The following is a 23,529-nucleotide window of genomic DNA, read 5'->3' on the forward strand; positions in this document are numbered from 1 at the left end:
TCTAAGTATGTAGCAGAAGCTACATGCTTTTTTTGTTTGTAAAGGAATTTAAATATAAATAGAAATAGAAAACCTCCACAAAAAAGGAATTTCGATTATCCGTATGTAGATTATTAAGAAAAAGAAAAATTATGGTATTCTATTTCGTAGTTCCTATAAGTAATAATGTACAGCAGACAATAAAATATTTCCTTCAGAAAAGGACCTCCTTAGTTAGGTAAATTTCTAAGGAGGCCAATGCTACGTTTTGCATTAACCTAACATACTTGGCGTATTAGGGTGAAGAAATATATGTTTCATATCTACTGCTTCAAACTGTTCCTCTAACAGTTGCTCTAGCCGCCCATAATCAATCCGATACCATTTTGTTCGATCTGTGTAAAACTTATTAAGTGTATTTGTTGAAATAATAACACCTGACTTTTCTAGCTTTTGAATGATCCGCATAATTTTAGGGACATTCCAGAAAAACAGTTGCTTTGACCAATCCTCATATGATTGGCAATACCAGACTTCTCCGTTCCTTAAAACCCCTTGTTCTTCAAGTTTTTCATGAAGCTGTTGAAGTAATAATGCACCGTTTATACCAACTACTGTTGCTAAATCCTGTGATAAACTCATTTGTTCCCCATCTACTAAAAATATACTCATTTTCCATCCTCCTAAAAATTGATTTCACATTATATATAATTGATTGATACATAAAAAGGGGACATACAGTTAAAAGTTTTTTGAAATGTGTTACTTAATCCCACTCGCTCGGCCCTGTTTCTCCTTCTGACAAATCAAGTACAAGTGGGGGAGGCGGCATATCATAGCGTTTACGTGCAAGGGCATTGTTATAGTAGGATTCAAAGTTTTCTTCTTTAAACAATGTAGATGGCCGTAAATATTTTTGCATAAGTAAATCACCCATCCAGCTTCTGACTTGCACATCAATGACCATAAAGCAGTCTTCGATCGTAAAGCCATCATTTAAGCGTGAAGCGATATGTCGTTGGTTTGCTTTTAATTTTTTATTGAAGTTTGTTAATGCCTTTTCATTTAAGTAATCAATGACCATATAAATAGCATCTGTTTTATTTGTAATGTTTTTTTGAATGTCTTTAACTTCTCTTAAATAAGAGCGTTCCGTTTGAACCTGTTGCAATGGTTCCTCCTGTAACACTGGCATTGTTTTAGCCGTACCATTGGATGGACGGTTTTGACCGATAGGAGCAAAAAAATAGGCATCTACCATTTTGTAATCGATGCGATACCATTTAGTACGGTCTCCTAAATAACGATTGAAACGACTATTGGAAATAACCAAACCTAACTTTTCTAAGCGTAAAAATTTCTTTTTCACCTTTTGAACTCCCCAAAAAGGAAATTGCTTCTGCTAGCGTTCATAAGACTGGCAATACCATACCTCACCGTCCCGTGTCACACCTTGGTGATGTAACCTGAAATGCAATTGCTGTAACATTACGGCTTCTTCCAGACCGATTGCCATTGCTAATTGCGGATATATTAATAACGGTGCATCATTTACAAGTGGTTTCATCTAAAAAACTCCCTTCACCTTTTAAAAACTATATGTCATTCAAAAAACGAAAAAGGGACAAATTCCATTTTCTAAATTTGAGTAATCAAAAAAATGTATAATCCACTACTTCCCATAATATTTTTCAAAACTATTTGGAAATTAATTCCTTTATATGGGGGGCGTGTTTAAGCTGATATAAAAGTGACAAGTGGTCTATAAGACGGCATTTATTGCACACGCATTACTTCGTTATAGTGCAAAAAAAGAAATAAATAAAGCGCTAGATATGGTATTTATTTACATAATATTTAAGAATAATGTTGTTTTATTTAGATAATAATGTAAAAATTTAAAAAAATATGAAAATTTCATATTGTGAAATTTCCCTATGTATCCTTTTATACCATCTTGTTAATATGAGCTTAATATTTTGAAAGGGGGTTTTTATAATGGACGGTAAATTATTAAGACAGGCATTTGGAAAGTTTCCGACAGGTGTAACAGTTGTGACTTGGTTTGATGAAGATGGCATTAATGGAATTACGGTGAATTCATTTACATCGGTGTCTTTAGAGCCACCACTTGCACTTGTGTCGATTGATAAAAAAGCAAATTCATATAAACAGTTACAAAATAAACCTTTCACGATTAATGTATTGGCGGACGATCAGGAGGCGATTGCATGGCAGTTTGCGGGGCGCCCTCAGGATGGACTGGACATTTCTTGGAATAAGGATGGGGATTCGCCTAGTATTGCCGGTGTGTCAAGCTACTTTAAATGCAAGCAATGGCAACAATATGATGCTGGCGATCATGTGCTGTTTATTGGAGAAGTAACAGAGTTCGAATGTCAAGACGGCGATTCATTAACATTCTTTGAAGGCAAGATGGGAACTTCAGCAATGTATAAAAGCCAAGAAGTGCAATAAATACAAAGGGAGTGTATATGGTGGGGATTCGTACTGGAGCACAATATATTGAAGCTTTAAAGTCACGCAAGCCAGAAATCTGGTTAAACGGAAAAATCGTAGAAAATGTTTTGGATGAACCATATTTTAAACAACCTGCACAGGAAATTGCAAAGTTGTATGATATGCAGCATGATCCCGAATATCAGGATGATTTAACTGTAATGTGTGAGGAAACGGGAGAGCGTATGGCAACATCCTTTTTAATGCCACATAATTATGATGATATTATGAAGCGAAGTAAGGCATTTGAGGTGGTGGCACGTCAAACTTTTGGATTAATGGGGCGTACACCGGATTTCTTAAATACAGTTGTTACATCATTGGCTCAAAATTCTTGGTTTTTACGCAAATATAATGAAGACTGGGCAACGAATATTGAAAACTACTATAAGCATTTGCGAGATAACGATATTTTCTTGACACATGCGATTGTGAATCCTCAAAATGACCGGAGTAAAAATTCGCATGAACAGGCTGATAAATTTACGCATCTCGGTGTTGTAGAGGAACGACCTGAAGGAATTATTGTGCGCGGGGCAAAAATGCTGGCGACATTGGCGGCATTGACAGATGAAGTGATTGTTTATTCGTTCCCAGGTTTTGCGCCTGGCGATGAGCGATATGCGCTGGCGTTTGCCGTACCAGTTGATGTAAAAGGGTTGAAAATTATTTGTCGTGAGCCAGTGCAGGATGGTACACGTTCAACATTCGATCATCCACTTGCATCGAGATATGAAGAGATGGACGCTCTACTTGTATTCGAAGATGTACTTGTTCCTTGGGATAAAGTATTCCTATATAACAATGTTGAAGCAGCAAACTTGTTGTATCCTATGACGGGTATTGCTGAACAGCCAGCACATCAATCGGGTGTACGTGGCTATATTAAACTGAAATTTGCAGTGGAAGTTGCATGTAAAGTGGCAGATTCAATCGGAGCGGATCAATACTTACATGTGCAACAAGATTTAGGGGAGTTAATTCAAAATACAGAGGTTATTCGTTCACTTCTGCGTACAGCGGAGCATGAATATACAATTACAGAGTACGGAGAGGCTCGATTAAATCCAATCGTACTAGAAACAATTCGCGGTATGATGCCAGACATGTATCCACGTACAATCGAAGTAATGCAGAAAATTGGTGCAGGGGGCTTACTCATGATGCCAACAGAGGCAGACTTCTTAAGTGAGGAGCTGCGTCCAACGATTGATCGTCATTATGGAGGTCGTGCAGGTATCGACGCAGAGGCTCGAATGAAAATTTTCAAACTAGCCTGGGATTTATGTGGAGAGGCATTTGGGATGCGTGCATTGCAATATGAGCGTTATTATACTGGAGATCCAATTCGTAAACGCGCAATTTTCTACAACAAGTACAAAAAGGACAATGCACTTGATTTAGCTGATGCTATTTTAATGAAGGAAGATACGGTAAAAGAGCCACAGATAAACTAATCAGGAGGTAATAGGAATGATCGCTTCTGTAAGTAAAATGGCACAAATTATTGATTTATTTTTCGAAAGTGAGTCAGCTTTGTCAAACAAACAAATTGCAGAAATGTTAGGTCTTCCTGTTAGCTCAGCACACCATTTTTTAAAGACGATGTGCAAGGAAAATATACTAATGCAAGATAAAGACCGTAAATATCGACTCGGCTGGCGTATTTTAGAGTGGAGTAATAAAGTCATGTATCAGCAGGAGATAAATGAAAAGGTTACACCAATTGCAGCAAGTATTGTAAATCGCTTTAAAGGCAGCGTTCATGTTGGAATGTTCGATAATGGTCAAGTCCGATTCATATTTAAAAATGTTTCACCCCAATCAGAAGTATTGCCGACATATATCGGTGTAACAAGATTTCCGGCTCATGCCACAAGTATTGGTAAAGTTCTGCTTGCCTATAACCCTTCGTTTGTAAAGGCGGTTGAGCACTATGGTATGGAGAAGTTTACGGAAAATACGATAACTGATATTGCTGATTTGAAGGCAGAGCTAAAAGGGATTTATAAAAAAGGCTTTGCTGTTAGCAAGGGGGAAAATGATACAGGGACATTTGGAATTGCCGCACCAATTAAAAGCTATAGCGGGCAAGTAATTGCAGCATTGAACTTCGTATGTGATATCAATTACGTTCAGGAACATAATTTTCAGCTTATTTTAAATGAGGTTATCCGCTCTGCGCAGACAATATCGCGGGAGATTGGCTATATAACAATTTAAATGCTTAATGTAATCAGCTTACTTTCTATTAATAGAAAACTTGTAAGCCAGACGCATAGCACAAATAAATAGGAGGTTTTAAAATGAACAATTTTACAGAAGTTAGCAAAATGCAAGCACGCTCTAAAAATATTTGGAAAATCATAGAGGAAAACAAAGATTTATTAAAGCCACCAGTAAATAATACGGTACTTTGGAATGATTCTCAGTTTTTAGTGATGTTAGTTGGCGGTCCAAATGCACGTCGTGAGTTTCACGTAAGCCCTTCTGATGAAATTTTCTACCAAGTAAAAGGTTCTTGCTATGTTGAAATCATTAATGATGAAAAAAAACGAGAAGTAATCGAAGTAAAAGAAGGTGAGATGTTCGTATTACCAGGCAATGTACCTCATTCTCCGCACCGAGTAGCTGACACATACGGTATCGTGATTGAATATAAACGTCAAGAAGGTGAACTCGAGGACTTAGTATGGCTATGTGAAAAATGTGATCATGAAGTACACCGTGTAACGTTGCAAGTAACAAATATTGGACAGCAGATTGCAGAAGGGATTGCAAAGTTCAATGGCTCGGAGGAATTACGTTCATGTGATAAGTGCGGTCATGTAATGGCAGAAAAAGTTGAGGAATGGCAAGTATGAGAATCGACTTCCATACACACATTTATCCACTGAATTTACCGAATTTTGCAAAGAAGTACGATAACGATAAATGGCCGGTAATGGAGCAGAAATGTTCTTGTGGAGCAGACATTATGGTAAGCGGCAATGTGTTTCGGGAAGTAACGGATCAAGTGTGGGACCCCAAAAAACGTATTGAGGATATGGAAAAAGAAGGCGTGGATATGCAGGTTATTTCACCTGTACCTGTTACTTTTTCCTATTGGGCACCAGTGAAGCAAGCGCTAGAAATGGCACAATTCCAAAATGACTTTATCGCTAACATAGTAAAGGAATATCCGGCACACTTTGCTGGGTTAGGCACCGTGCCAATGCAGGATGCGCAAGTAGCAATTGAAGAAATGCGACGTTGCAAGGAGCTTGGATTAGCCGGTATTGAAATCGGAACAAACGTCAATGGCGAAAACTTAGATGCAGACTATTTGCTGCCATTTTTCAAAGCTGCTGAAGAGCTGGAGATGCCACTGTTTATTCACCCATGGGAAACGATGGCAAAAGATCGTACACCACGTCATAACTTTATGTACACAATAGGTATGCCGAGTGAGACAGCTCTTGCCGCTGCGAGCTTAATATGGAGCGGAGTGATGGAAAAATGTCCGAACCTCAAAGTATGCTTTGCACATGGGGGAGGGTCATTTGCATATATTTTACCTCGCCTAGATCAAGGCTGGGATGTCTGGCCGGATTTACGTCTTACAGAGCATCCGCCAAGTTATTACGCTAAAAGATTTTACTTCGATTCGCTCGTTTACGATAAAGACAATTTTGCCTTTTTGTTAGAGCGCTTTGGTCATGACAAGATCATTATGGGATCGGATTACCCATTTTTGCTACGTGAAATTAATCCAGGTAAAGTCATCGATGAATCGCTGCAGCTTTCAGACGAAGTGAAGAATGCTGTTCTTGGCGAAAATGCGCGCCAGTTTTTAAATTTAGCGAAGGTTGGTGTGAGTAAATAATGAATAGTACACAAACGCCAGAATCACAGTTGGAGAAGCTAGGCATCGAGCTAGGGAAACCACGTTCGGCAGTCGGGAATTATGTAGGGTGTGTTCGTACGGGAAATTTAATTTTCACATCAGGGCAAGGTGTTGATCAATATCACGGTAAGCTTGGTAAGGATTTATCAGTTGAAGAGGGCTATGCGGCGTCACGGCAGTCAATGATTAACTTAATTACAGTGCTAAAACATGAATTAGGAGATTTATCGAAGGTGAAGCGCGTTGTAAAAATTTTAGGAATGGTTAATTCTGCTCCTGATTTTACACAGCAGCCAAAAGTAATGGATGGCGCATCGGATTTACTTGTTGAAGTATTTGGCGAAAAGGGAAAACATGCACGTTCAGCAGTGGGAATGGCGCAATTGCCGAATAATACAGCAATCGAAATTGAGATGATTGTTGAAGTAGAAGAATAACAGCAAGTGCGGCAGCTTTAAGGAAGTAACAGCTTTATCTTCTTTAAGGTTGCCTTATTTTATACATCGAAGTAAAGCGAGGTGAATCCTACATATTAAATGTAGGAAGATATGCAACAAGTGCAGATAAAGGGAATTGATTGTCGCAATTTTATTAATGGACATTATATCGAGGCGACTGAAGATCGGAAGTTTTTAAATATTAATCCAGCAACTGAAGAAGTAATCGGTTGGGTAGCTGAAGCAACTCAGGATGAAGTCGATTTTGCGGTAAAAGCAGCTAAGGCGGCGGTAAAAGGCGAATGGTCTACGTTTACAGTGAAACAGCGCTCGCAGGTGATTCGCAAAATAGGTGATCTTATTTTGGAAAATGTAGAAGAGTTTGCAATGCTTGAAGCGCTTGATACAGGAAAACCTTACGCATTGGCAATGGAGATGGATATTAAACGCGCAGCACATAACTTTCACTTTTTTGCCGATTATGTGACGTCGTTAGGAAATGAAGCATTTAATCAGGACAATATTGCACTGCATTATACCGTAACGAGACCGGTAGGAGTTGTGGCAATGATTAATCCTTGGAACTTGCCGCTCTTATTATTAACGTGGAAGCTTGCCCCGTGTTTAGCTGCAGGGAGTACAGCCGTTATGAAACCTGCGGAACTAACACCGATGACCGCAACAAAGCTCGCAGAAATTTGTAAGGAGGCGGGTGTTCCTGATGGGGTTGTCAATGTTGTACATGGTTTCGGAAAAGATTCTGCAGGGGCATTTTTATCAGAGCACCCATTAGTGGATGCGATAACTTTTACTGGAGAAACCCGTACAGGAACTACAATTATGAAGGCTGCTGCCCCAACGTTAAAGAAAGTGTCATTTGAGCTTGGTGGTAAAAACCCTGCCATAATTTTCGCGGATTCAGATATTGACGAAGTGGTGGAAACGACACTGCATTCAAGCTTCCGTAATCAAGGGCAAGTATGCTTGTGTGCATCACGCATATACGTAGAACGTTCCATCATGGATGACTTTTTGAAAAAATTTGTGGCCCGTACGAAAGAGCTGGTTGTCGGAGATCCATTTGATTCTAAAACGAATATCGGTTCATTAGTAGGGAAGGAACATTACGCAAAAGTCATGCACTATATAGATATTGCTAAAGAAGAAGGCGGCACAATTTTAACAGGCGGAAGGCGACCGACATCTATGGAAAAGGGCTACTTTATCGAGCCGACAATTATTGTTGGATTAGATGAACATTCACGCTGTGTAAAAGAAGAAATTTTTGGTCCAGTCGTTACGGTATTGCCATTTGATTCAGAAGAAGAAGTAATTGGTTATGCGAATGATACAACGTATGGCTTAGGAGCGACAATTTGGACGAATGATTTACGCCGTGCACACCGTGTAGCTGGGCAAATCGAATCGGGAATTGTATGGGTGAATACATGGTATCTGCGGGATTTACGTACACCGTTTGGCGGTATGAAGCAAAGTGGAATCGGACGTGAAGGTGGCGCACATAGTTTCGAATTTTATTGTGAGCAATCGAACGTAACAATCAAATTATAAAAGCGGGTGACCCATGATGAGTGTAAATTTAATTGAATGGTCTAGCAGAATTTCGCAGGCAGAAAAAACGCGTCAAGGCATTACTCCATTGACGGAACAAATCGATAGTCTAAGTTTGAAGGATGCCTATTCAATTCAGCTTGAGCAGATACATCGTAAAGTAAATGCCGGTGATATTATTACAGGCAAAAAAATTGGCTTAACTTCACACGCGATGCAGCAGCTGTTAAATGTGGATGAACCAGATTATGGACATTTACTGGCATCGATGGCTATAACAAACAACGTCCTTAATTGCAGTGAATGTATTAAGCCGCGAGTAGAAGCTGAAATTGCGTTTGTCATGAAGGAAGATTTAATTGGTCCGAATGTTACGTTGGAACAAGTGCTTGCAGCAACCGATTACGTCGTTGCAAGCCTTGAAATCGTTGATAGTCGTATAAAAGATTGGAAAATTAAATTACTGGATACGATAGCGGATAACGCATCGTCAGCAAAGTATGTGTTAGGGGATTTAAAGAAGCCAATCGAAGAGATTAATCTACCCGCTGTGGAAATGAATTTTTATAAAAATGGTGAATTGATTAATAGTGGAAAAGGGACGGATGTTTTAGGCAATCCTGCCGCATGTGTTGTATGGCTCGTAAACCGTTTAGCTGATTTTAATATTGGGGTGAAAAAGGGAGAAGTGATTTTATCGGGTGCTCTATCTGCTGCACTTGATGCAAGCCCAGGGGACGAATTTACAGCGGACTTTGGTGAAGTGCTCGGAAAAATTCAACTAAGTTGTCGTTAATAGGAGGTTCTATGAAAAAAGTGAAAGTAGGAATTATCGGTTCCGGCAATATCGGTACGGATTTGATGAAAAAGGTCATGCGCTCGGACTCTTTGGAAATGTCCGTGTTAATTGGTATTGATCCGACATCTGATGGATTAAAGCGTGCGCAAGATGTTGGGATACACACAATTTCAAACGGTATTGAAGGATTTTTGCAGCAACCTGAGCTAGCAGATATATTATTCGATGCTACTTCAGCAAAAGTACATCAAACGCATATTGATGCATTGGTGCCTCTAGGAAAACGTATAGTTGACCTGACACCGGCAGCAATCGGACCGTTTGTTGTACCGGCTGTTAATTTACAAAAGCATATTGAACAGCCAGTTGTAAATATGATTACTTGCGGTGGACAGGCAACTATACCAATTGTATATGCGATTCAGCGTATACAAAATGTTGCTTATGCAGAAATTGTTGCCACAATAGCCTCAAAAAGCGCTGGGCCAGGTACACGAGCGAATATTGATGAATTTACAGAAACAACAGCGCGTGCCATCGAGCAAGTTGGCGGTGCTAAACAAGGAAAAGCGATTATTATTTTAAATCCTGCAGAGCCACCAATGCTTATGCGTGATACTATTTCATGTTTATTGGAGGAAGAAGTGAAAGATCCAGTAAAAATTAAGCAATCAATTGAAGAAATCGTGCAGGCGGTCAAGGAATATGTTCCAGGCTACCGGTTGAAGATGGAGCCTTTGGTGGATGGACTCGAAGTAAAGGTATTTTTAGAAGTGGAAGGGCTAGGAGACTATTTGCCGGTGTATGCTGGTAACTTAGATATTATGACGGCTGCAGGCTTAAGAGTCGCTGAAATGATTGCGCAGCAGCTCCAGCAAGAAGGAGTGCAAATATCATGAAAAAGTTATTGATAACAGAAGTAGCGTTACGAGACGGAAGCCATGTTGTAGGGCACCAATTTACAAAAGAACAGGTGCGCAGTGTAACAAAACAACTTAGCGAAGCTGGGGTCCCTTATATCGAAGTGACCCACGGCGACGGCTTAGGCGGATCCTCTTTACAATATGGCTTTTCAAAGGTATATGACATAGAACTCGTTAAAGCCGCGGTGGAAGAGGCCGGTAACTCAACAATTGCTGTTTTGCTTTTACCGGGAATTGGTACGATCGAAGACTTGAAAGAGGCGTATGATGCAGGTGCTCGTATGGTACGCGTAGCAACTCATGTCACAGAAGCTGATGTATCAAAGCAACATATCGAAACAGCAAAAGCGATGGGCATGGAGGTAGTTGGATTTTTAATGATGGCACATAGTGCTCCACCGGAAGTTGTATTGGAACAGGCAAAGCTAATGGAGGTATATGGTGCAGATGCTGTTTACGTAACAGACTCTGCAGGTGCAATGCTACCAAGTGATGTAACGGCACGCATTAGTTTGTTAAAGGCTCATTTGTCAGTAGACATTGGCTTCCATGCGCACAATAACTTATCCTTAGCAGTTGCAAACACTCTTGCGGCAGTTGAAGCTGGTGCAAATCGTATTGATGGAAGTGTATGCTGTCTAGGTGCAGGCGCAGGAAATACACAAACGGAAGTCTTAGTCGGGGTATTAGATCGCTTAGGTTATGAAACTGGTATTGATCTATACAAAATGCTCGATTTAGCAGATGAAGTGCGTGCTAATATTTTGCCAGCACCACAAGAGGTTACGAGTGGCAGCTTTATTATGGGCTATGCAGGTGTTTATTCAAGCTTTTTACGTCATGCTATCGTTGCCTCGGAGAAATTCGAGGTCGATGCCCGAGATATTTTAGTGGAGCTTGGTAAGCGTAAAGTAGTAGGTGGACAAGAAGATATGATTATTGAAGTAGCACAACAAATGGCAGAAAAAAAGGTGAGTGTATTGTGAGTACAATTTATGAATATGTAGAGCGCATTGCTTCTGCTCAATCAGAAAAAAAAGCAATCGAAAAAATTACGATTAGCAATCCATCGTTAACATTTGAAGAGGCATATGAAATTCAACGTCTTAGTATCGAAAAATCGATTTCATCAAGTAATGCATTTATAGGTTGGAAGATGGGCTTGACGAGCAAGGCAAAACAACTTCAAGTTGGTGTAGACTCAACGATTTACGGTCGTTTAACGAATAATATGTTAATGAACAACAATGAAATTACAGCAGCAGATCACATTCATCCGCGCATCGAACCGGAAGTCGCTTTTACATTTAAAAAACCAATTGCAGGAGAAAATTTAATGCCTTACGAAGTATGGTCGGCAGTGGAATATGTGTATTTAGCGCTGGAAGTTATTGATAGTCGTTACGAAAACTTTTCCTTTTCTTTAATGGATGTAATTGCCGACAATGCCTCATCCACAAAGTTTTTATTGGGTAGTCAGCCATATGCACCGACTACAACTGATTGGGCTCAAATAAAAGTAGATGTATATTACAATAATGAGCTGAAATATGAAGGAATTGGTGCAGCTATTTTAGAGCATCCGATTAATTCGGTAATAGACCTGCTTAATATGCTGAGCAAAGAAGGGCGTGGTATACAGCCTGGTGAACTTGTATTAGCTGGTGCGATGACTGATGCGGTGGCTGTGAAATCAGGTGATATCGTAACAGCAGATTATGGTGCACTAGGTAGCTTAACGATTAATGTGAAGTAATATAGATTACTAGATACTAATAACAGAAATTCAATTATTGTATTTTGCAATGCGAAACAAAAACAAACTACTATTTATGAAATGACACAGAGACACTTGTATTGAGTTGTTAATGCTCCGAAAGAAGATGCGTTCGCACAATTAATTATTAGAGATACCGCGAGTGAGAAGATGACCAAGTATAAAAAAACAAGGATAAAAGGGAGGAAATTTCATGAAAAAGTTTTTAAGTTTTGCAGCAATGCTTATGTTAATTCTAGTTTTAGCGGCTTGTAGTAATGATGAAGAAAAAGCAGATAATACCGCTTCAGCAGGAACTGGTGAATATCCAAAGGTAACGTTTAAACTAGCGCATATTACACCAACGGATCATATGTGGCATCAAGCTTCTGAAAAATTCAAAGAAGAGTTGGAGTCGATTACTGGAGGCAAAATGTCAGTTGAAATTTACCCGGCAAGTCAGTTAGGTTCTGAGGCAGATATGGTTCAGCAGGTGGAAGCTGGATCAGTTGATATGGCGATGATTACAGCGGCATATTTAACTTCTCGTACACCAGAAATGGCAGCATGGTTTGCACCATATTTGTTCGAAACATTAGAAGAAGCGAATACAGCAGCGCAATCAGACTTAGGTCAGCAAGTGTTGAAGAAAGTAGAAGGTACAGGACTTAAAGGCTTAACATATTTATTCGCTGGTCAACGTACGATCGTAACGAAGGACGCTAAAATTAACTCAACGGATGATTTAAACGGCTTAAAATTACGAGTAACACCAAGTCCAGCGCTACAATCATTTTATCGTAATGCAGGAGCAGCGCCAGAATCGTTATCATTAACGGAAGTTTATTCAGCTTTACAAACGGGTGTAATTGATGGCATGGATATGGATTTAGACGCAACGATTACAAATAAATATGCTGAAATTGCAAAATATGTGGCAGTAACGAATCACATGGTATGGCCTTCAACAATTTTAACAAATGAGAAAAAATTTAATGAACTTTCACAAGATGCACAAGATGCAGTTACACAGGCCTGGAAAGTAGCGAGTGAATATGCAGTAACAACGCGTGCTGGTCAGGAAGAGGACTTCCGCAAAGAACTGGAAGGACAAGGTATGGAAGTATATGACTTAGATGCTACCGTATTTAAGGAGCAAATTGAAGCATTCGATAGCGAATATGGAGGCCAATCAGAATTAATTAAGCAATTTATTGAAGAAAACCGTTAATTAAATATAGTATTCGAACAGGGATTTGGAGGGTGTAGGATGACGAAGCTCAGCAATTTTATTACAAGAGTAGAGGAAGTGATTATGGGTGTTTCAATGGCAGTTTTAACGATTGTCATGGTAACAGCTGTATTTTTCCGCTACGTATTATCGGATCCACTCCCTTGGGCAACAGAAGTTTCGATTTACTTATTCATTTGGTTTTCATTCATAGGAGGTAGCTGGGGCTTGAAGTATGGTACACAAGCCGCAGTTACTTTTTTACTCGATGCTTTATCAGAGAATAAGCAACGAATTTTAAAGATTGTCCAAGATGTGATTATGTTAGTCTTTTTAATCATTATTTTCGTATATTCTGTAAAGTGGCTTATGCTACCTTCAACAATGCTCCAAAAATCTACATCGCTTGGCATGCCAATGTGGATTCCGTATAGTGCGGTACCGACGGGCATTTTATTTGCGACAATCCACATTATCGCGCGTCTAGTTCGTCTATTTAAAAATGAAGAAAAACCAAAAGAAAAAGAGATTGGAGATGAGTTAGTATGACATTTATTACAATCGCAGTATTTGTCATTTTATTAATTTTAGGTATTCCGATTTCTTTAGTTTTGGGGATAACGACAGTTGTTTACTTTTTGATTAATGGGCAAGCTTTACTGCTTGAGTCGACACCGCTACGTATGTTTTCGGGGCTCGAAAATTTTGGTTTATTAGCAATTCCATTGTTCATGTTAATGGGTGAAATTATGAATGAAGGTGGTATTACAACACGGCTAGTTAATTTTGCAAAGCTGATTTTAGGACATTTTCGTGGTGGATTGGCGTATGTAACAGTCGTGGCGAATATGTTTTTAGCTTCTATTTTGGGCTCTGCCAACGCTCAAGCTGCGATGATGAGTAAAGTTATGGTGCCACAAATGGAAAAAGAGGGGTATAAGCGGGAATTTGCAGGAGCAATTACGCTTGCTTCATCAATTATTGCGCCCATTATTCCACCGAGTATGATTTTTATTATTTATGGAACATTGTCGAGTACTTCGATTGGCGCGATGTTCATGGCAGGAATCTTACCAGGAATTTTGTATGGATTGGCCTTTATGGGAATGATCGCATATATGGGTTACAAACATAATTTCCCTAAAAGTGAGCGCAGTTCTTTTAAGGAGATTTTTCAGGGGATACTTAAGACGTTACCGGCGTTATTGATTCCCTTAATAGTGGTGGTGGGTATTTTACGCGGTATTTTTACAGCGACAGAATCAGCGGCAGTTGCGTGCTTTTTAGCGATTATCATCGGGTTATTTGTTTACCGAGAGCTAGATATTAAAAAGTTTCCAAAAATGCTTGTCAACACAGTAACAAATACTGCGACGGTAACATTTTTAATTATAATGGCCAACATATTTGGTTGGATGATAGCATTTGAGCAGATTCCTCAATTAATGGCCGATTTAATTTTGAGCTTCACAGAGAGCCCATGGGTGTTCCTACTATTAGTTAATGTTTTATTATTAATTGTCGGGATGTTAATCGATGGTATTGCTGCACTTGTTATTTTAGTACCAGTATTAATGCCACTTGTACACGCGCTTGAAATTGATCCGATACATTTTGGAGTTATAATTTGTATAAACTTAACATTAGGTTTGTTAACACCACCAGTAGGTACGGGGCTCTTTATCGTATCATCTATGGCTGATATTAAGTTTGAACGGCTAGTAAAAGCTGTTTTCCCATTTATTATCGTATCGGTCGTTGTACTATTCATTATTACGTACATTCCCGATTTAGTGTTGTTTATTCCAAGATTCCTAGGATTTTAATATGAAACAGTTAAGGTGGTTCGTTTTACTCATCGTTATTTCTCAGCTATTTACCGCATTTGTAGGCCGTAGCTTAAATCCGTTTGCTGCGTATATTGGAGAAAGTTTTGCGCTTTCTAATTTTCAAATTGGCTTTCTACCAACTGCCTTATTTGTGGGACAATTTATCGCAACATTGCCGATGGGATTTATCGCCGATAAAGTCGCGACCCATCGACTTTTGTTAATGCTGATGTTAATTGTCGGTAGCGGTTTTTTGTTGCTTGCAACAATTGAAGGCAATTATTTTATCACGCTATTTTTTATTATGTTAGCAGGTATTGGTTATGGCGGGATGCATCCGGTAACGAATAAAATGCTTGTTCAACTTTATCCTATCGAAAAAATAGCGTTGCCAATGGGCTTAAAGCAAATGTCAATTACGCTTGGCTCTGCTTTAGCAAGTATACTACTAATCGCCATTGCCGAAGATTTTGGATGGCGGCATACCATTGCGATGGCATCCCTTTTTTTAATGATAATTGGTTTAGTTGTTTATTTTATCTTGAGGCCCTATGAGGAGAATTTCCGTTCACATAGTGCGATGGAAACGTCATTGATTTCACAGCTAAAAAAAATAATTAGTTCTGGGCCATTATTTTTTACTACTTTAGTAGCGCTCATTTTAATGGGCATACAAGTAACGTTTAATACGTATCTACTATTATATTTAATCGAGGTAAAACAATGGGCGATTTATTTAGCCGGATGGGCACTTGCTTGTTCCGAACTTTTCGGAGCACTTGGTCGTGTAATGTGGGGAGTAATTAGCGACAAGTTTTTAAACAGCAACCGCTGGATCGCGCTATTAATAATTGCAATTTGGCTGCCACCTGCTTTATATGCTTTACATATTGTGCAACATCATCTGCTGTTGTTAGCAGTCATTGCTACTATTGGATTTTCGCTATCAGGATTTAATGGTGTTTGGATGAACCTGGCTGTGGAAAGCGTGTCGAAAACCTTAAGTGGTTCGGCGAGTGGATATAGTGTGACATTTGCGTCCGTTGGTGTTTTTATTATCCCACCGCTTTTTGGGTTTATTTTAGATAAATCAAGTTATGTACAAGCTGGGGCTTTTTTAGTTTGTGTAAGCATTGTATGTGCACTCATTATTGTTGTGAGGCTTTTTTGTGAGAAGAAACTAAATAGTATGAATCAGTAGCTGTGATAAAGCGGTTGAGTGTCTTAGCACTATAACACCACACTTATATTTTGTTTCATTAATTTTGTTTGTTTTATATAAGAACAATCCCTCTAAGAACATTGCGGCCAACATTATAAAGCGTGTATCTTTAAGTAAAGGGGTGGATGAAATGAAGCATGAATATAAAAAGCACGAAAAAGAGCTGTACGGTACAAAAGCCAAGCCGGTATTACTGGACGTGCCCCGACAGAAGTATATCTGTATCAAAGGTGAAGGTAATCCAAATGGAGAAGACTTTAAAAAACGCGTGGAGGCACTGTACAGTTTGGCGTATACGATTCGCATGAGTCATAAAAATGGATTCGCGCCGGATGATTATTTTGAGTACACGGTTTATCCGCTTGAAGGGCTGTGGGATAAAAAGAATTATGATTCCAAAGAGCTCCACCTAGATGATCTTATGTATACGATTATGATTCGCCAGCCGGAATTTGTGGATGAAGCCATGTTCAAAAAAGCGATGGAAGTAGCGCGGAATAAAAAGCGAAATGAGCTGTTGTCCGAAATTTACTTTGACGAGATAGCGGATGGTTTATCAGTTCAAATGCTGCATATCGGGCCATTTGCTACAGAAAGTGAGACGTTTTCGGTCATGCGGGAATTTATTGAAAACAATAATCTGCACATTAAAACATTGGTGCACCGTGAAATTTATTTATCAGACCCACGGAAAGTAGCAGGGGATCGATTAAAAACGTTACTGCGCTATCGTGTGGAAAAAAATGAATGATAAAAAGGAAACACCAGCAGCACACTCGATGTTTCCTTTTTATCATTCATAATTTACTGAACGCGGGGCAAACCCGAATCCTGAAGCGCAGTAGCGAGTGGGCCCAAGATGGGTTTTGAACCCAAATTTCGCTGCTGAACCTGATGTTGACAAACATTGTTTTCGTACAAGTAGTTGCTTAATATGCTAGCTGGATGGCATTTTGTAATTATTTCATTACCTTTGACTTCATTAAAAAAGCATAGCCTTCAGCGCTCTCCAATGAAAATGAAGCACCGCGACCTTCCATTACATCAACAAGAACTTGCATATGCTTTAAATACTCCGCTTGATGCTTATCAATATAATACGGAACACCCGCAATTTCCCCGATGAGAACTAGCTGGCTGCTAATATAGTGCCCGTCCGCCTGAAAACACATCGGCACCGTACCATCACAGCATCCCGAAGACTGTTCAAAAACTAAGTTCCCATGCTTCACCTTCAACAGCTCAATAACCTCTATCGCTTTTTCGGTTGCGATTAGCTTTTCCATAAACATCCTCCCTATAAAAAAGAGGATGCACTATAAAAGCACATCCTCTAATCGTTCGCTTCGGCTTAGAAGAAACCTTGAGCGTTTTTGTTGTAGCTTACTAACATACATTTTGTTTGTTGGTAGTGATCTAACATCATTAAGTGGTTTTCGCGACCGATACCTGATTTTTTATATCCGCCGAATGCAGCGTGTGCAGGGTATTGGTGGTAAGTGTTTGTCCAAACACGACCAGCTTGGATGCCACGAACAGCGCGGTAAGCTGTATCCATGTTACGAGACCATACACCAGCACCTAAACCGAATTCAGTGTCGTTAGCGATTTCCATAGCTTCTTCGAAAGTAGAGAATGTTGTTACAGAAAGAACTGGACCAAAGATCTCTTCTTGGAAGATACGCATTTTGTTGTGACCTTTGAATACTGTTGGTGCCACATAGTAGCCGCCTTCTTGGTCAGCATCTAATTGGTTTTGGTAGCCGCCGATAAGTAGCTCAGCGCCTTCTTCTTTACCGATTTCGATGTAAGATAAGATTTTTTGTAATTGTTCATTTGAAGCTTGAGCACCCATCATTACTTCTGTATCTAATGGGTTACCGATTTTGATTGCTTTAACACGTTCTAATACACGTTCCATAAATTTGTCATAGATAGATTCGTGAACTAATGCACGTGAAGGACAAGTACAAATTTCGCCTGAGTTTAATGCGAACATTACTAAACCTTCAATAGCTTTATCTAAATACTCATCGTCATGATCCATTACGTCCGGGAAGAAGACGTTTGGTGATTTACCGCCAAGCTCTAATGTTACAGGGATAATATTCTCTGTAGCATATTGCATAATTAAACGACCTACACCAGTAGAACCAGTGAACGCCACTTTGTTGATACGTGGATTCGTAGCAAGTGGTTTACCAACTTCAATACCTAAACCATTAACAACGTTGAATACGCCTTTTGGTAATAAGTCTTGAATTAATTCGATTAATACCATGATTGAAGCTGGTGTTTGTTCAGCAGGCTTCATCACGATTACGTTACCAGCCGCTAATGCCGGAGCAATTTTCCAAGAAGCCATTAATAATGGGAAGTTCCAAGGAATAATTTGACCAACCACCCCGATTGGCTCATGGAAGTGGTATGCTACTGTATCGTTGTCGATTTCAGAAATTCCGCCTTGTTGTGCACGAATTGCACCAGCAAAGTAACGGAAGTGATCCACTACTAATGGAATATCGGCATTTAATGTTTCACGTACTGCTTTACCGTTGTCCCAAGTTTCGGCAACAGCGATTTTTTCCAGATTTTCTTCAATGCGGTCTGCAATTTTATTTAAAATATTCGCGCGGTATGCAACAGAAGTTTGTGCCCAGGCACCTTTAGCTGCATGTGCTGCGTCTAATGCTAATTCAATATCTTCTTCAGTTGAACGTGCAACTGTTGTAAATACTTTACCAGTTACAGGTGATTTTACATCTAGGTATTGCCCTTTAACAGGAGCAACCCATTCGCCACCGATAAAGTTCTCATATTTTTCTTTAAAGTTAACTACTGCACCAGCAGTATTAGGGTTTGCATAGATCATCTATTAACACCTCTATTATGTTATTAAAGTTGCGACAACTTTATGAACCTATTATGCATCTATGTATAAAAAATCGCAAATGAAAATGCTTACATACTTACTCGTGTTGTTATATTTGTAAAAAGAATTGCATGTGAATAACATTTTTAAGGCAATATTTATGTACTGATACAGAAGTGGTGGTGGTGTAATGGAATGAAAAGAACAGGCGATTAAACCTTATATTATTATAGTGAGTGGTTATTATATAACAAAATTAACAGTTGAAAACAATTGTATAAGTATACATAAAACATTATAAATATTTTTTGTGTAATCTATTTATTTCAGAACAATTTAGTAGTTCAAAATGAATTAATCTGCAAATATTTTCTAGTATCTACTTTTTATTGTCACCCTTAGGAGGTATTTTGGTTATTCGCTTTGCGAAATAATTTAAGTTAAAATAAATGTATTCATCAATAGAAAAGGGGAGGATTTATGCTTCTTGTATTCGTAATAGCACTCATTGGAGCACTTCTATTTTCCGCGCTTTCATTGCCGATCCCATGGCTGATCGGTCCGATTTTTTCGGTATTAATTGCACAATTTTTTATAAAAGATCGACTGAGATGGCCGGCAGTTTTACGCAATACCGGAATTGTAATCGTCGGTGTCGCGATTGGCCAGCAATTTGATTTCTCGCTATTTTCCGATTTCAAATCATTGCTGTTCTTTATGGTTATCGTCAATGTTCTGTTATTTGCGTTTTGTCTAGGTATTGCATGGGTCATTGCCAGGTCAACGGGGCTTACATTTAAAACCGCCGTAGCTGCCAATGTTCCGGGCGGATTGTCTCAGCTTGTATTGTTTGCGGAAGAAGAAGGGGATGTCCATCTAACAGCGGTCACGTATTTTCATATCGTCCGTGTGTTGGGGGTCGTGATGCTTATTCCGTTTTTAGTTTCAGGTCACGTTGTAGGGGGAGTGAGTATTCCATTGACATGGGACGTTTGGCAAGTAGTTCTGGTTATTTTGCTCGCTGCTGTTGCTGTACCGCTTGGCAGAAAGCTAAAGTTGCCTGTCGCGCACTTTTTAACACCAATCATTATTGTCATCGGATTAAAATTCTTTGAAATTGAAGCGCCGACAATGCCGAGTGATGTTCTTCATATTGCGCAAATTTTAATCGGTGCTTATATCGGACTGTTATTAAAACCGGAAACATTGCGTCTTCCATTGAAAGTTTTAATCGGCGGGGTGATCAGTACCGTTGCAATGATTATTCTTACATACGGCACAAGCTTGCTCATCGCTCGTTTTTTGGATTTGAGTTTTGCGACAAGCTTTTTAAGTACAGCACCAGGAGGACTTGATCAAATGGGGCTGTTGGCCGCTGCAGTAAAGGCAGATATTTCTGTTGTAACGGTTTTCCAGCTGTTTCGTCTGCTGTTTATTTTCCTGTGTGTACTGCCTATTATTAAATGGATTTACCGGGATCGGGGAGAACCTGTACAACAATAAATCCGATGCCGATGCGTTACGTGTGTGCCGAGTATCCAATCGATTAATTGTGACAGCATTATCACGACATTTTAAGTGGAAGATGAGAAAAAAAGCCTGGATGCTAACCCTTTGTGTCCCTTATAGGGTATACTAGAGAAAGTGATTAATTGAGGAAGTAGGATTAAGAACATGCAAACGCAATCGAATCGTCAGTTGTGGGCGCAAGCTGTGAAGACCGGCATTATTAAATCAAACTTAATTCCGATGATCGCGGCATTAATGCTCGCCCTGTATACGTATGAATTAAATTTTATTGAACATATTCCCGCTATTATTTATGCAATTATTGGTTCTGCGGCCGTCATAGCTGCTGCAGGTGCATATAACAACGTATATGACCGGGATATCGATCAAATTATGCCCCGTACTAAATCACGTCCAACCGTTACTGGAGAACTATCTGCAAAGTTAGTGCTGATCGTTGCGACGATTTTATTAATACTAGGATGTACGGCGCTCTATTTAGCATCACCGTTAGCTGCTTTGTTAGGGTTTTTAGGTGTATTTTTCTATGTTGTCCCTTACACAATGTGGACAAAACGCCGTACGATCTGGAATACAGAAGTTGGCAGTATTTCAGGCGCGATGCCACCACTTATTGGGTGGGCAGCCGTCGCTCCGGATCTTTGGCATCCGGCCGCATGGGCATTGTTTCTAATTATGGTTATTTGGCAAATGCCGCACTTTTATGCCATCGCCATTCGTAAAAAAGAAGATTACGCCGCGGCTAATATCCCGATGCTCCCTGTAGCAAAAGGGGAGCAGCGCACATATATTCAGTCAAATATTTATCTCGTGCTGCTAAGTTTATCGAGCTTTTTATTTTTACCGCTTAGCTTGGGGTTAACAATCGTTTCTCTTGTCCTTGGTGTCATTTGGCTCTGCATGAGTATAGCAGCGTCCAAAAAGCAGGGCGAGAAGAAATGGGCGAATATTATGTTCGGCTACTCGCTTTTCCATATGATGGCTGTATTTGGAACAGTCTTTATTTATGCAACAGTTGGCATGATTTTAAATGTGCTTTGAAGTTGTATAATCTAAAACTCATCCATATTCTATAAAAGGAATGGATGAGTTTTTGTTTGTAGTGGATGCTTTCCTTATTTGGTAATAAATGCGTATATGAAATAGTTTTATCTTATAAAAAATAAAATCTAATCAAAAATCAACTAAAATATATCAAAATATTATCATTTTATGTCCGCTTGTTGAGAAATTGTGAACAGAAAATGTGAGCATAATATGACAATGGAATCCCTCGTATTTTTTGATGGTAGGATACATGCTATCATTGATTTATCAAGTGGAGCAGGTTGCATGGTAGGCAGGCTTGCTCACTCATTGATATGCTATGTTACTCATAAATCTCGTACATGACTTCGACAACATATAAAACCCCCCTATTTTTTTATATGGTCACGTACGGATTACAAAAGACTCCAATGCTGTAGTGGGCATTGGAGTCTTTTTTGTTATGTCACGGCTAGGCTAAAGCGCCAACTCCTCGCTACATTAGGTCGGAGTTGGACGGGCGCTTTAGCACTTTTATTTTTATAACTTGATTGTTGCCACTTCATGCATGTAATCGCCAAGTACGCGTAGACCTTGGTCGAAGTTTTCCAGGTGGAAATGTTCGTTCGGGGCATGGAAGTTTTCGCTTGAAAGACCGAAGCCCATCAGCACAACAGGCAAGCCTAAAATTTCATCGAATGCCGCAACAATCGGGATTGATCCGCCACCGCGTGTATAAGCTGTCGGTACTTCATACACTTTTTCGTATGAACGACCTGCCGCCTGAATTGCCGGGTGGTCAAACGGTGTTAAATAAGGTTTACCTTTATCGAACTCAGAAATCGCTACTTCGACACCTGCTGGTTTATGCTTCTCGATATGTGCTTTCAGTAAAGCGACAATTTCCTCAGGGTCTTGGTCCGGTACTAAGCGGCATGTAATTTTTGCACCCGCTTCAGCAGGTAATACTGTTTTAATGCCTTCACCAGAGAAGCCGCCGAATACGCCGTTCACTTCCAATGTTGGTCGTGCCCATGTTTGCTCCAAATAAGAATAGCCGGCTTCACCGAATAATTCTTTTACACCGACTTCTTCTTTTAATGCATCTTCATCAAAGTTTAGATCGCGGTAGGCTTGACGCTCTTCTTCAGATAGGGGACGCACTGAATCATAGAAGCCTTCCACTTGAATTGTCCCATGCTCGTCACGGAAAGAAGCTAAAATTTCTGCAAGTGCATGGATCGCATTTTGAACACCGCCGCCATAAAGGCCGGAGTGCAGGTCACCTTTTGCACCGCGCACATCAATCTGCACACCTGTTAACCCGCGTAAACCGTAGCATACTGCCGGTTTTCCTTTAGCGTATAGTCCCGTATCGGAAATGACGATCAAGTCTGCCGCTAATTTCTCTTTATTGTCTTCTGTATACTTTGGAAGAGACGGACTGCCGATTTCCTCTTCACCTTCATAAATGAATTTCACGTTAACCGGTAATGTACCTTCCGTTGCGAATAACGCTTCAACCATTTTTAAATGCATGAACACTTGTCCTTTATCGTCCGAAGAACCACGTGCAAACAGTTTATTGTCGCGGATGGCCGGTTCGAAAGGAGGTGTCTCCCATAAGTTTAGAGGATCCACTGGTTGTACATCGTAATGACCGTAGAACAGGATTGTCGGTTTGTCTTCAGCATGAAGCCATTCCCCGTAAACGACCGGATGACCGTCCGTTTCATCTACTGAAACGTTTTCGATGTTCAATGATTTTAAGTGGTCTGCCAGCCAGTTTGCAGCAGACAGCATATCTGCCTTATGTTCAGATAAAGCGGAGATACTGGGAATGCGTAAAAATTCGTTTAACTCCGCTAAATGACGTTCACGGTTTTCTGTGAAGTACGCATCTAATTTTTCTAAATGACTCATATGGTTGAGTGCCTCCCTTTATTT

At 39.7% G+C, this 23,529-nt stretch carries 24 protein-coding genes; 18 read left to right on the plus strand and 6 right to left on the minus strand.

Annotated features, from left to right (window positions below):
* Positions 1 to 252 precede the first annotated feature (252 nt).
* From MKZ25_RS02175 to MKZ25_RS02185, 3 genes are all read right to left on the minus strand, one after another.
* On the minus strand, positions 253 to 651 hold the full coding sequence (locus MKZ25_RS02175) for a hypothetical protein (RefSeq protein ID WP_340799929.1): 399 nt from the start codon (positions 649 to 651) through the stop codon (positions 253 to 255).
* A gap of 94 nt (positions 652 to 745) precedes the next feature.
* Positions 746 to 1,348: a conserved phage C-terminal domain-containing protein gene (locus MKZ25_RS02180; RefSeq protein WP_340799930.1), complete on the minus strand. Its 603-nt coding sequence runs from the start codon at positions 1,346 to 1,348 to the stop codon at positions 746 to 748.
* Positions 1,349 to 1,381: 33 nt separating this feature from the next.
* On the minus strand, positions 1,382 to 1,546 hold the full coding sequence (locus MKZ25_RS02185) for a hypothetical protein (protein ID WP_340799931.1): 165 nt from the start codon (positions 1,544 to 1,546) through the stop codon (positions 1,382 to 1,384).
* Between the two features lie 431 nt (positions 1,547 to 1,977).
* Between MKZ25_RS02185 and MKZ25_RS02190 the strand changes: the two genes are divergently transcribed.
* From MKZ25_RS02190 to MKZ25_RS02265, 16 genes are all read left to right on the plus strand, one after another.
* Positions 1,978 to 2,457: a flavin reductase family protein gene (locus tag MKZ25_RS02190; RefSeq protein ID WP_340799932.1), complete on the plus strand. Its 480-nt coding sequence runs from the start codon at positions 1,978 to 1,980 to the stop codon at positions 2,455 to 2,457.
* 20 nt (positions 2,458 to 2,477) lie between these two features.
* A complete protein-coding gene (locus MKZ25_RS02195; RefSeq protein WP_340799933.1) occupies positions 2,478 to 3,956 on the plus strand; it encodes a 4-hydroxyphenylacetate 3-hydroxylase family protein in 1,479 nt (492 codons plus the stop codon).
* A gap of 16 nt (positions 3,957 to 3,972) precedes the next feature.
* Complete coding sequence (locus MKZ25_RS02200) at positions 3,973 to 4,722, plus strand: IclR family transcriptional regulator (RefSeq protein ID WP_340799934.1); 750 nt, start codon at positions 3,973 to 3,975, stop codon at positions 4,720 to 4,722.
* Positions 4,723 to 4,805: 83 nt separating this feature from the next.
* The gene (locus MKZ25_RS02205) at positions 4,806 to 5,363 is read left to right on the plus strand and encodes a 3-hydroxyanthranilate 3,4-dioxygenase (protein WP_340799935.1); all 558 of its coding nucleotides are present in this window, start codon (positions 4,806 to 4,808) and stop codon (positions 5,361 to 5,363) included.
* Positions 5,360 to 6,364 (plus strand): amidohydrolase family protein, encoded by a 1,005-nt coding sequence (locus tag MKZ25_RS02210; RefSeq protein ID WP_340799936.1) that lies wholly within the window; start codon positions 5,360 to 5,362, stop codon positions 6,362 to 6,364. Before MKZ25_RS02205 ends, MKZ25_RS02210 begins: the two co-directional genes overlap by 4 nt.
* Positions 6,364 to 6,822, plus strand: coding sequence for a RidA family protein (locus MKZ25_RS02215; RefSeq protein WP_340799937.1), 459 nt, complete (start codon positions 6,364 to 6,366; stop codon positions 6,820 to 6,822). The genes MKZ25_RS02210 and MKZ25_RS02215 overlap by 1 nt, the downstream gene beginning before the upstream one ends.
* Before the next feature lie 111 nt (positions 6,823 to 6,933).
* Positions 6,934 to 8,394: an aldehyde dehydrogenase gene (locus MKZ25_RS02220; RefSeq protein WP_340799938.1), complete on the plus strand. Its 1,461-nt coding sequence runs from the start codon at positions 6,934 to 6,936 to the stop codon at positions 8,392 to 8,394.
* A 16-nt stretch (positions 8,395 to 8,410) separates the two neighbouring features.
* A complete protein-coding gene (locus MKZ25_RS02225; protein WP_340799939.1) occupies positions 8,411 to 9,190 on the plus strand; it encodes a 2-keto-4-pentenoate hydratase in 780 nt (259 codons plus the stop codon).
* 11 nt (positions 9,191 to 9,201) lie between these two features.
* A complete protein-coding gene (locus MKZ25_RS02230; protein ID WP_340799940.1) occupies positions 9,202 to 10,092 on the plus strand; it encodes an acetaldehyde dehydrogenase (acetylating) in 891 nt (296 codons plus the stop codon).
* Positions 10,089 to 11,102 (plus strand): 4-hydroxy-2-oxovalerate aldolase, encoded by a 1,014-nt coding sequence (gene dmpG / locus MKZ25_RS02235; protein ID WP_340799941.1) that lies wholly within the window; start codon positions 10,089 to 10,091, stop codon positions 11,100 to 11,102. The genes MKZ25_RS02230 and dmpG overlap by 4 nt, the downstream gene beginning before the upstream one ends.
* On the plus strand, positions 11,099 to 11,872 hold the full coding sequence (locus MKZ25_RS02240) for a 2-keto-4-pentenoate hydratase (protein ID WP_340799943.1): 774 nt from the start codon (positions 11,099 to 11,101) through the stop codon (positions 11,870 to 11,872). Before dmpG ends, MKZ25_RS02240 begins: the two co-directional genes overlap by 4 nt.
* Positions 11,873 to 12,086: 214 nt before the next feature.
* The gene (gene dctP / locus MKZ25_RS02245) at positions 12,087 to 13,103 is read left to right on the plus strand and encodes a TRAP transporter substrate-binding protein (protein WP_340799944.1); all 1,017 of its coding nucleotides are present in this window, start codon (positions 12,087 to 12,089) and stop codon (positions 13,101 to 13,103) included.
* A 39-nt stretch (positions 13,104 to 13,142) separates the two neighbouring features.
* Entirely contained in the window at positions 13,143 to 13,652 is a 510-nt protein-coding gene (locus MKZ25_RS02250) for a TRAP transporter small permease (RefSeq protein ID WP_340799945.1), read from the plus strand.
* Positions 13,649 to 14,929 carry a TRAP transporter large permease gene (locus MKZ25_RS02255; RefSeq protein ID WP_340799946.1) on the plus strand — a complete coding sequence of 427 codons (1,281 nt, stop codon included), beginning with the start codon at positions 13,649 to 13,651 and terminating at the stop codon, positions 14,927 to 14,929. Before MKZ25_RS02250 ends, MKZ25_RS02255 begins: the two co-directional genes overlap by 4 nt.
* A gap of 1 nt (position 14,930) precedes the next feature.
* Positions 14,931 to 16,133, plus strand: a complete 1,203-nt coding sequence (locus MKZ25_RS02260) for an MFS transporter (protein ID WP_340799947.1) — start codon at positions 14,931 to 14,933, stop codon at positions 16,131 to 16,133.
* Positions 16,134 to 16,284: 151 nt separating this feature from the next.
* Positions 16,285 to 16,905: a GyrI-like domain-containing protein gene (locus MKZ25_RS02265; protein WP_340799948.1), complete on the plus strand. Its 621-nt coding sequence runs from the start codon at positions 16,285 to 16,287 to the stop codon at positions 16,903 to 16,905.
* 208 nt (positions 16,906 to 17,113) lie between these two features.
* Here MKZ25_RS02265 and MKZ25_RS02270 read toward each other — a convergent pair whose 3' ends face one another.
* Both MKZ25_RS02270 and exaC read right to left on the minus strand, forming a co-directional pair.
* Positions 17,114 to 17,440 (minus strand): DUF779 domain-containing protein, encoded by a 327-nt coding sequence (locus tag MKZ25_RS02270; RefSeq protein ID WP_340799949.1) that lies wholly within the window; start codon positions 17,438 to 17,440, stop codon positions 17,114 to 17,116.
* A gap of 65 nt (positions 17,441 to 17,505) precedes the next feature.
* Entirely contained in the window at positions 17,506 to 19,026 is a 1,521-nt protein-coding gene (exaC, locus tag MKZ25_RS02275) for an acetaldehyde dehydrogenase ExaC (RefSeq protein ID WP_340799951.1), read from the minus strand.
* Between the two features lie 480 nt (positions 19,027 to 19,506).
* Between exaC and MKZ25_RS02280 the strand changes: the two genes are divergently transcribed.
* Both MKZ25_RS02280 and cyoE read left to right on the plus strand, forming a co-directional pair.
* On the plus strand, positions 19,507 to 20,529 hold the full coding sequence (locus tag MKZ25_RS02280) for an AbrB family transcriptional regulator (protein ID WP_340799952.1): 1,023 nt from the start codon (positions 19,507 to 19,509) through the stop codon (positions 20,527 to 20,529).
* Between the two features lie 171 nt (positions 20,530 to 20,700).
* Entirely contained in the window at positions 20,701 to 21,597 is an 897-nt protein-coding gene (cyoE, locus tag MKZ25_RS02285; protein WP_340799953.1) for a heme o synthase, read from the plus strand.
* A gap of 525 nt (positions 21,598 to 22,122) precedes the next feature.
* Here the strand turns inward: cyoE and MKZ25_RS02290 are convergent.
* The gene (locus tag MKZ25_RS02290; protein ID WP_340799954.1) at positions 22,123 to 23,505 is read right to left on the minus strand and encodes a dipeptidase; all 1,383 of its coding nucleotides are present in this window, start codon (positions 23,503 to 23,505) and stop codon (positions 22,123 to 22,125) included.
* Positions 23,506 to 23,529 lie beyond the last annotated feature (24 nt).

It is taken from the genome of Solibacillus sp. FSL W7-1464, from assembly GCF_038004425.1.
In the GTDB taxonomy this organism is placed as follows: Bacteria; Bacillota; Bacilli; order Bacillales_A; family Planococcaceae; genus Solibacillus.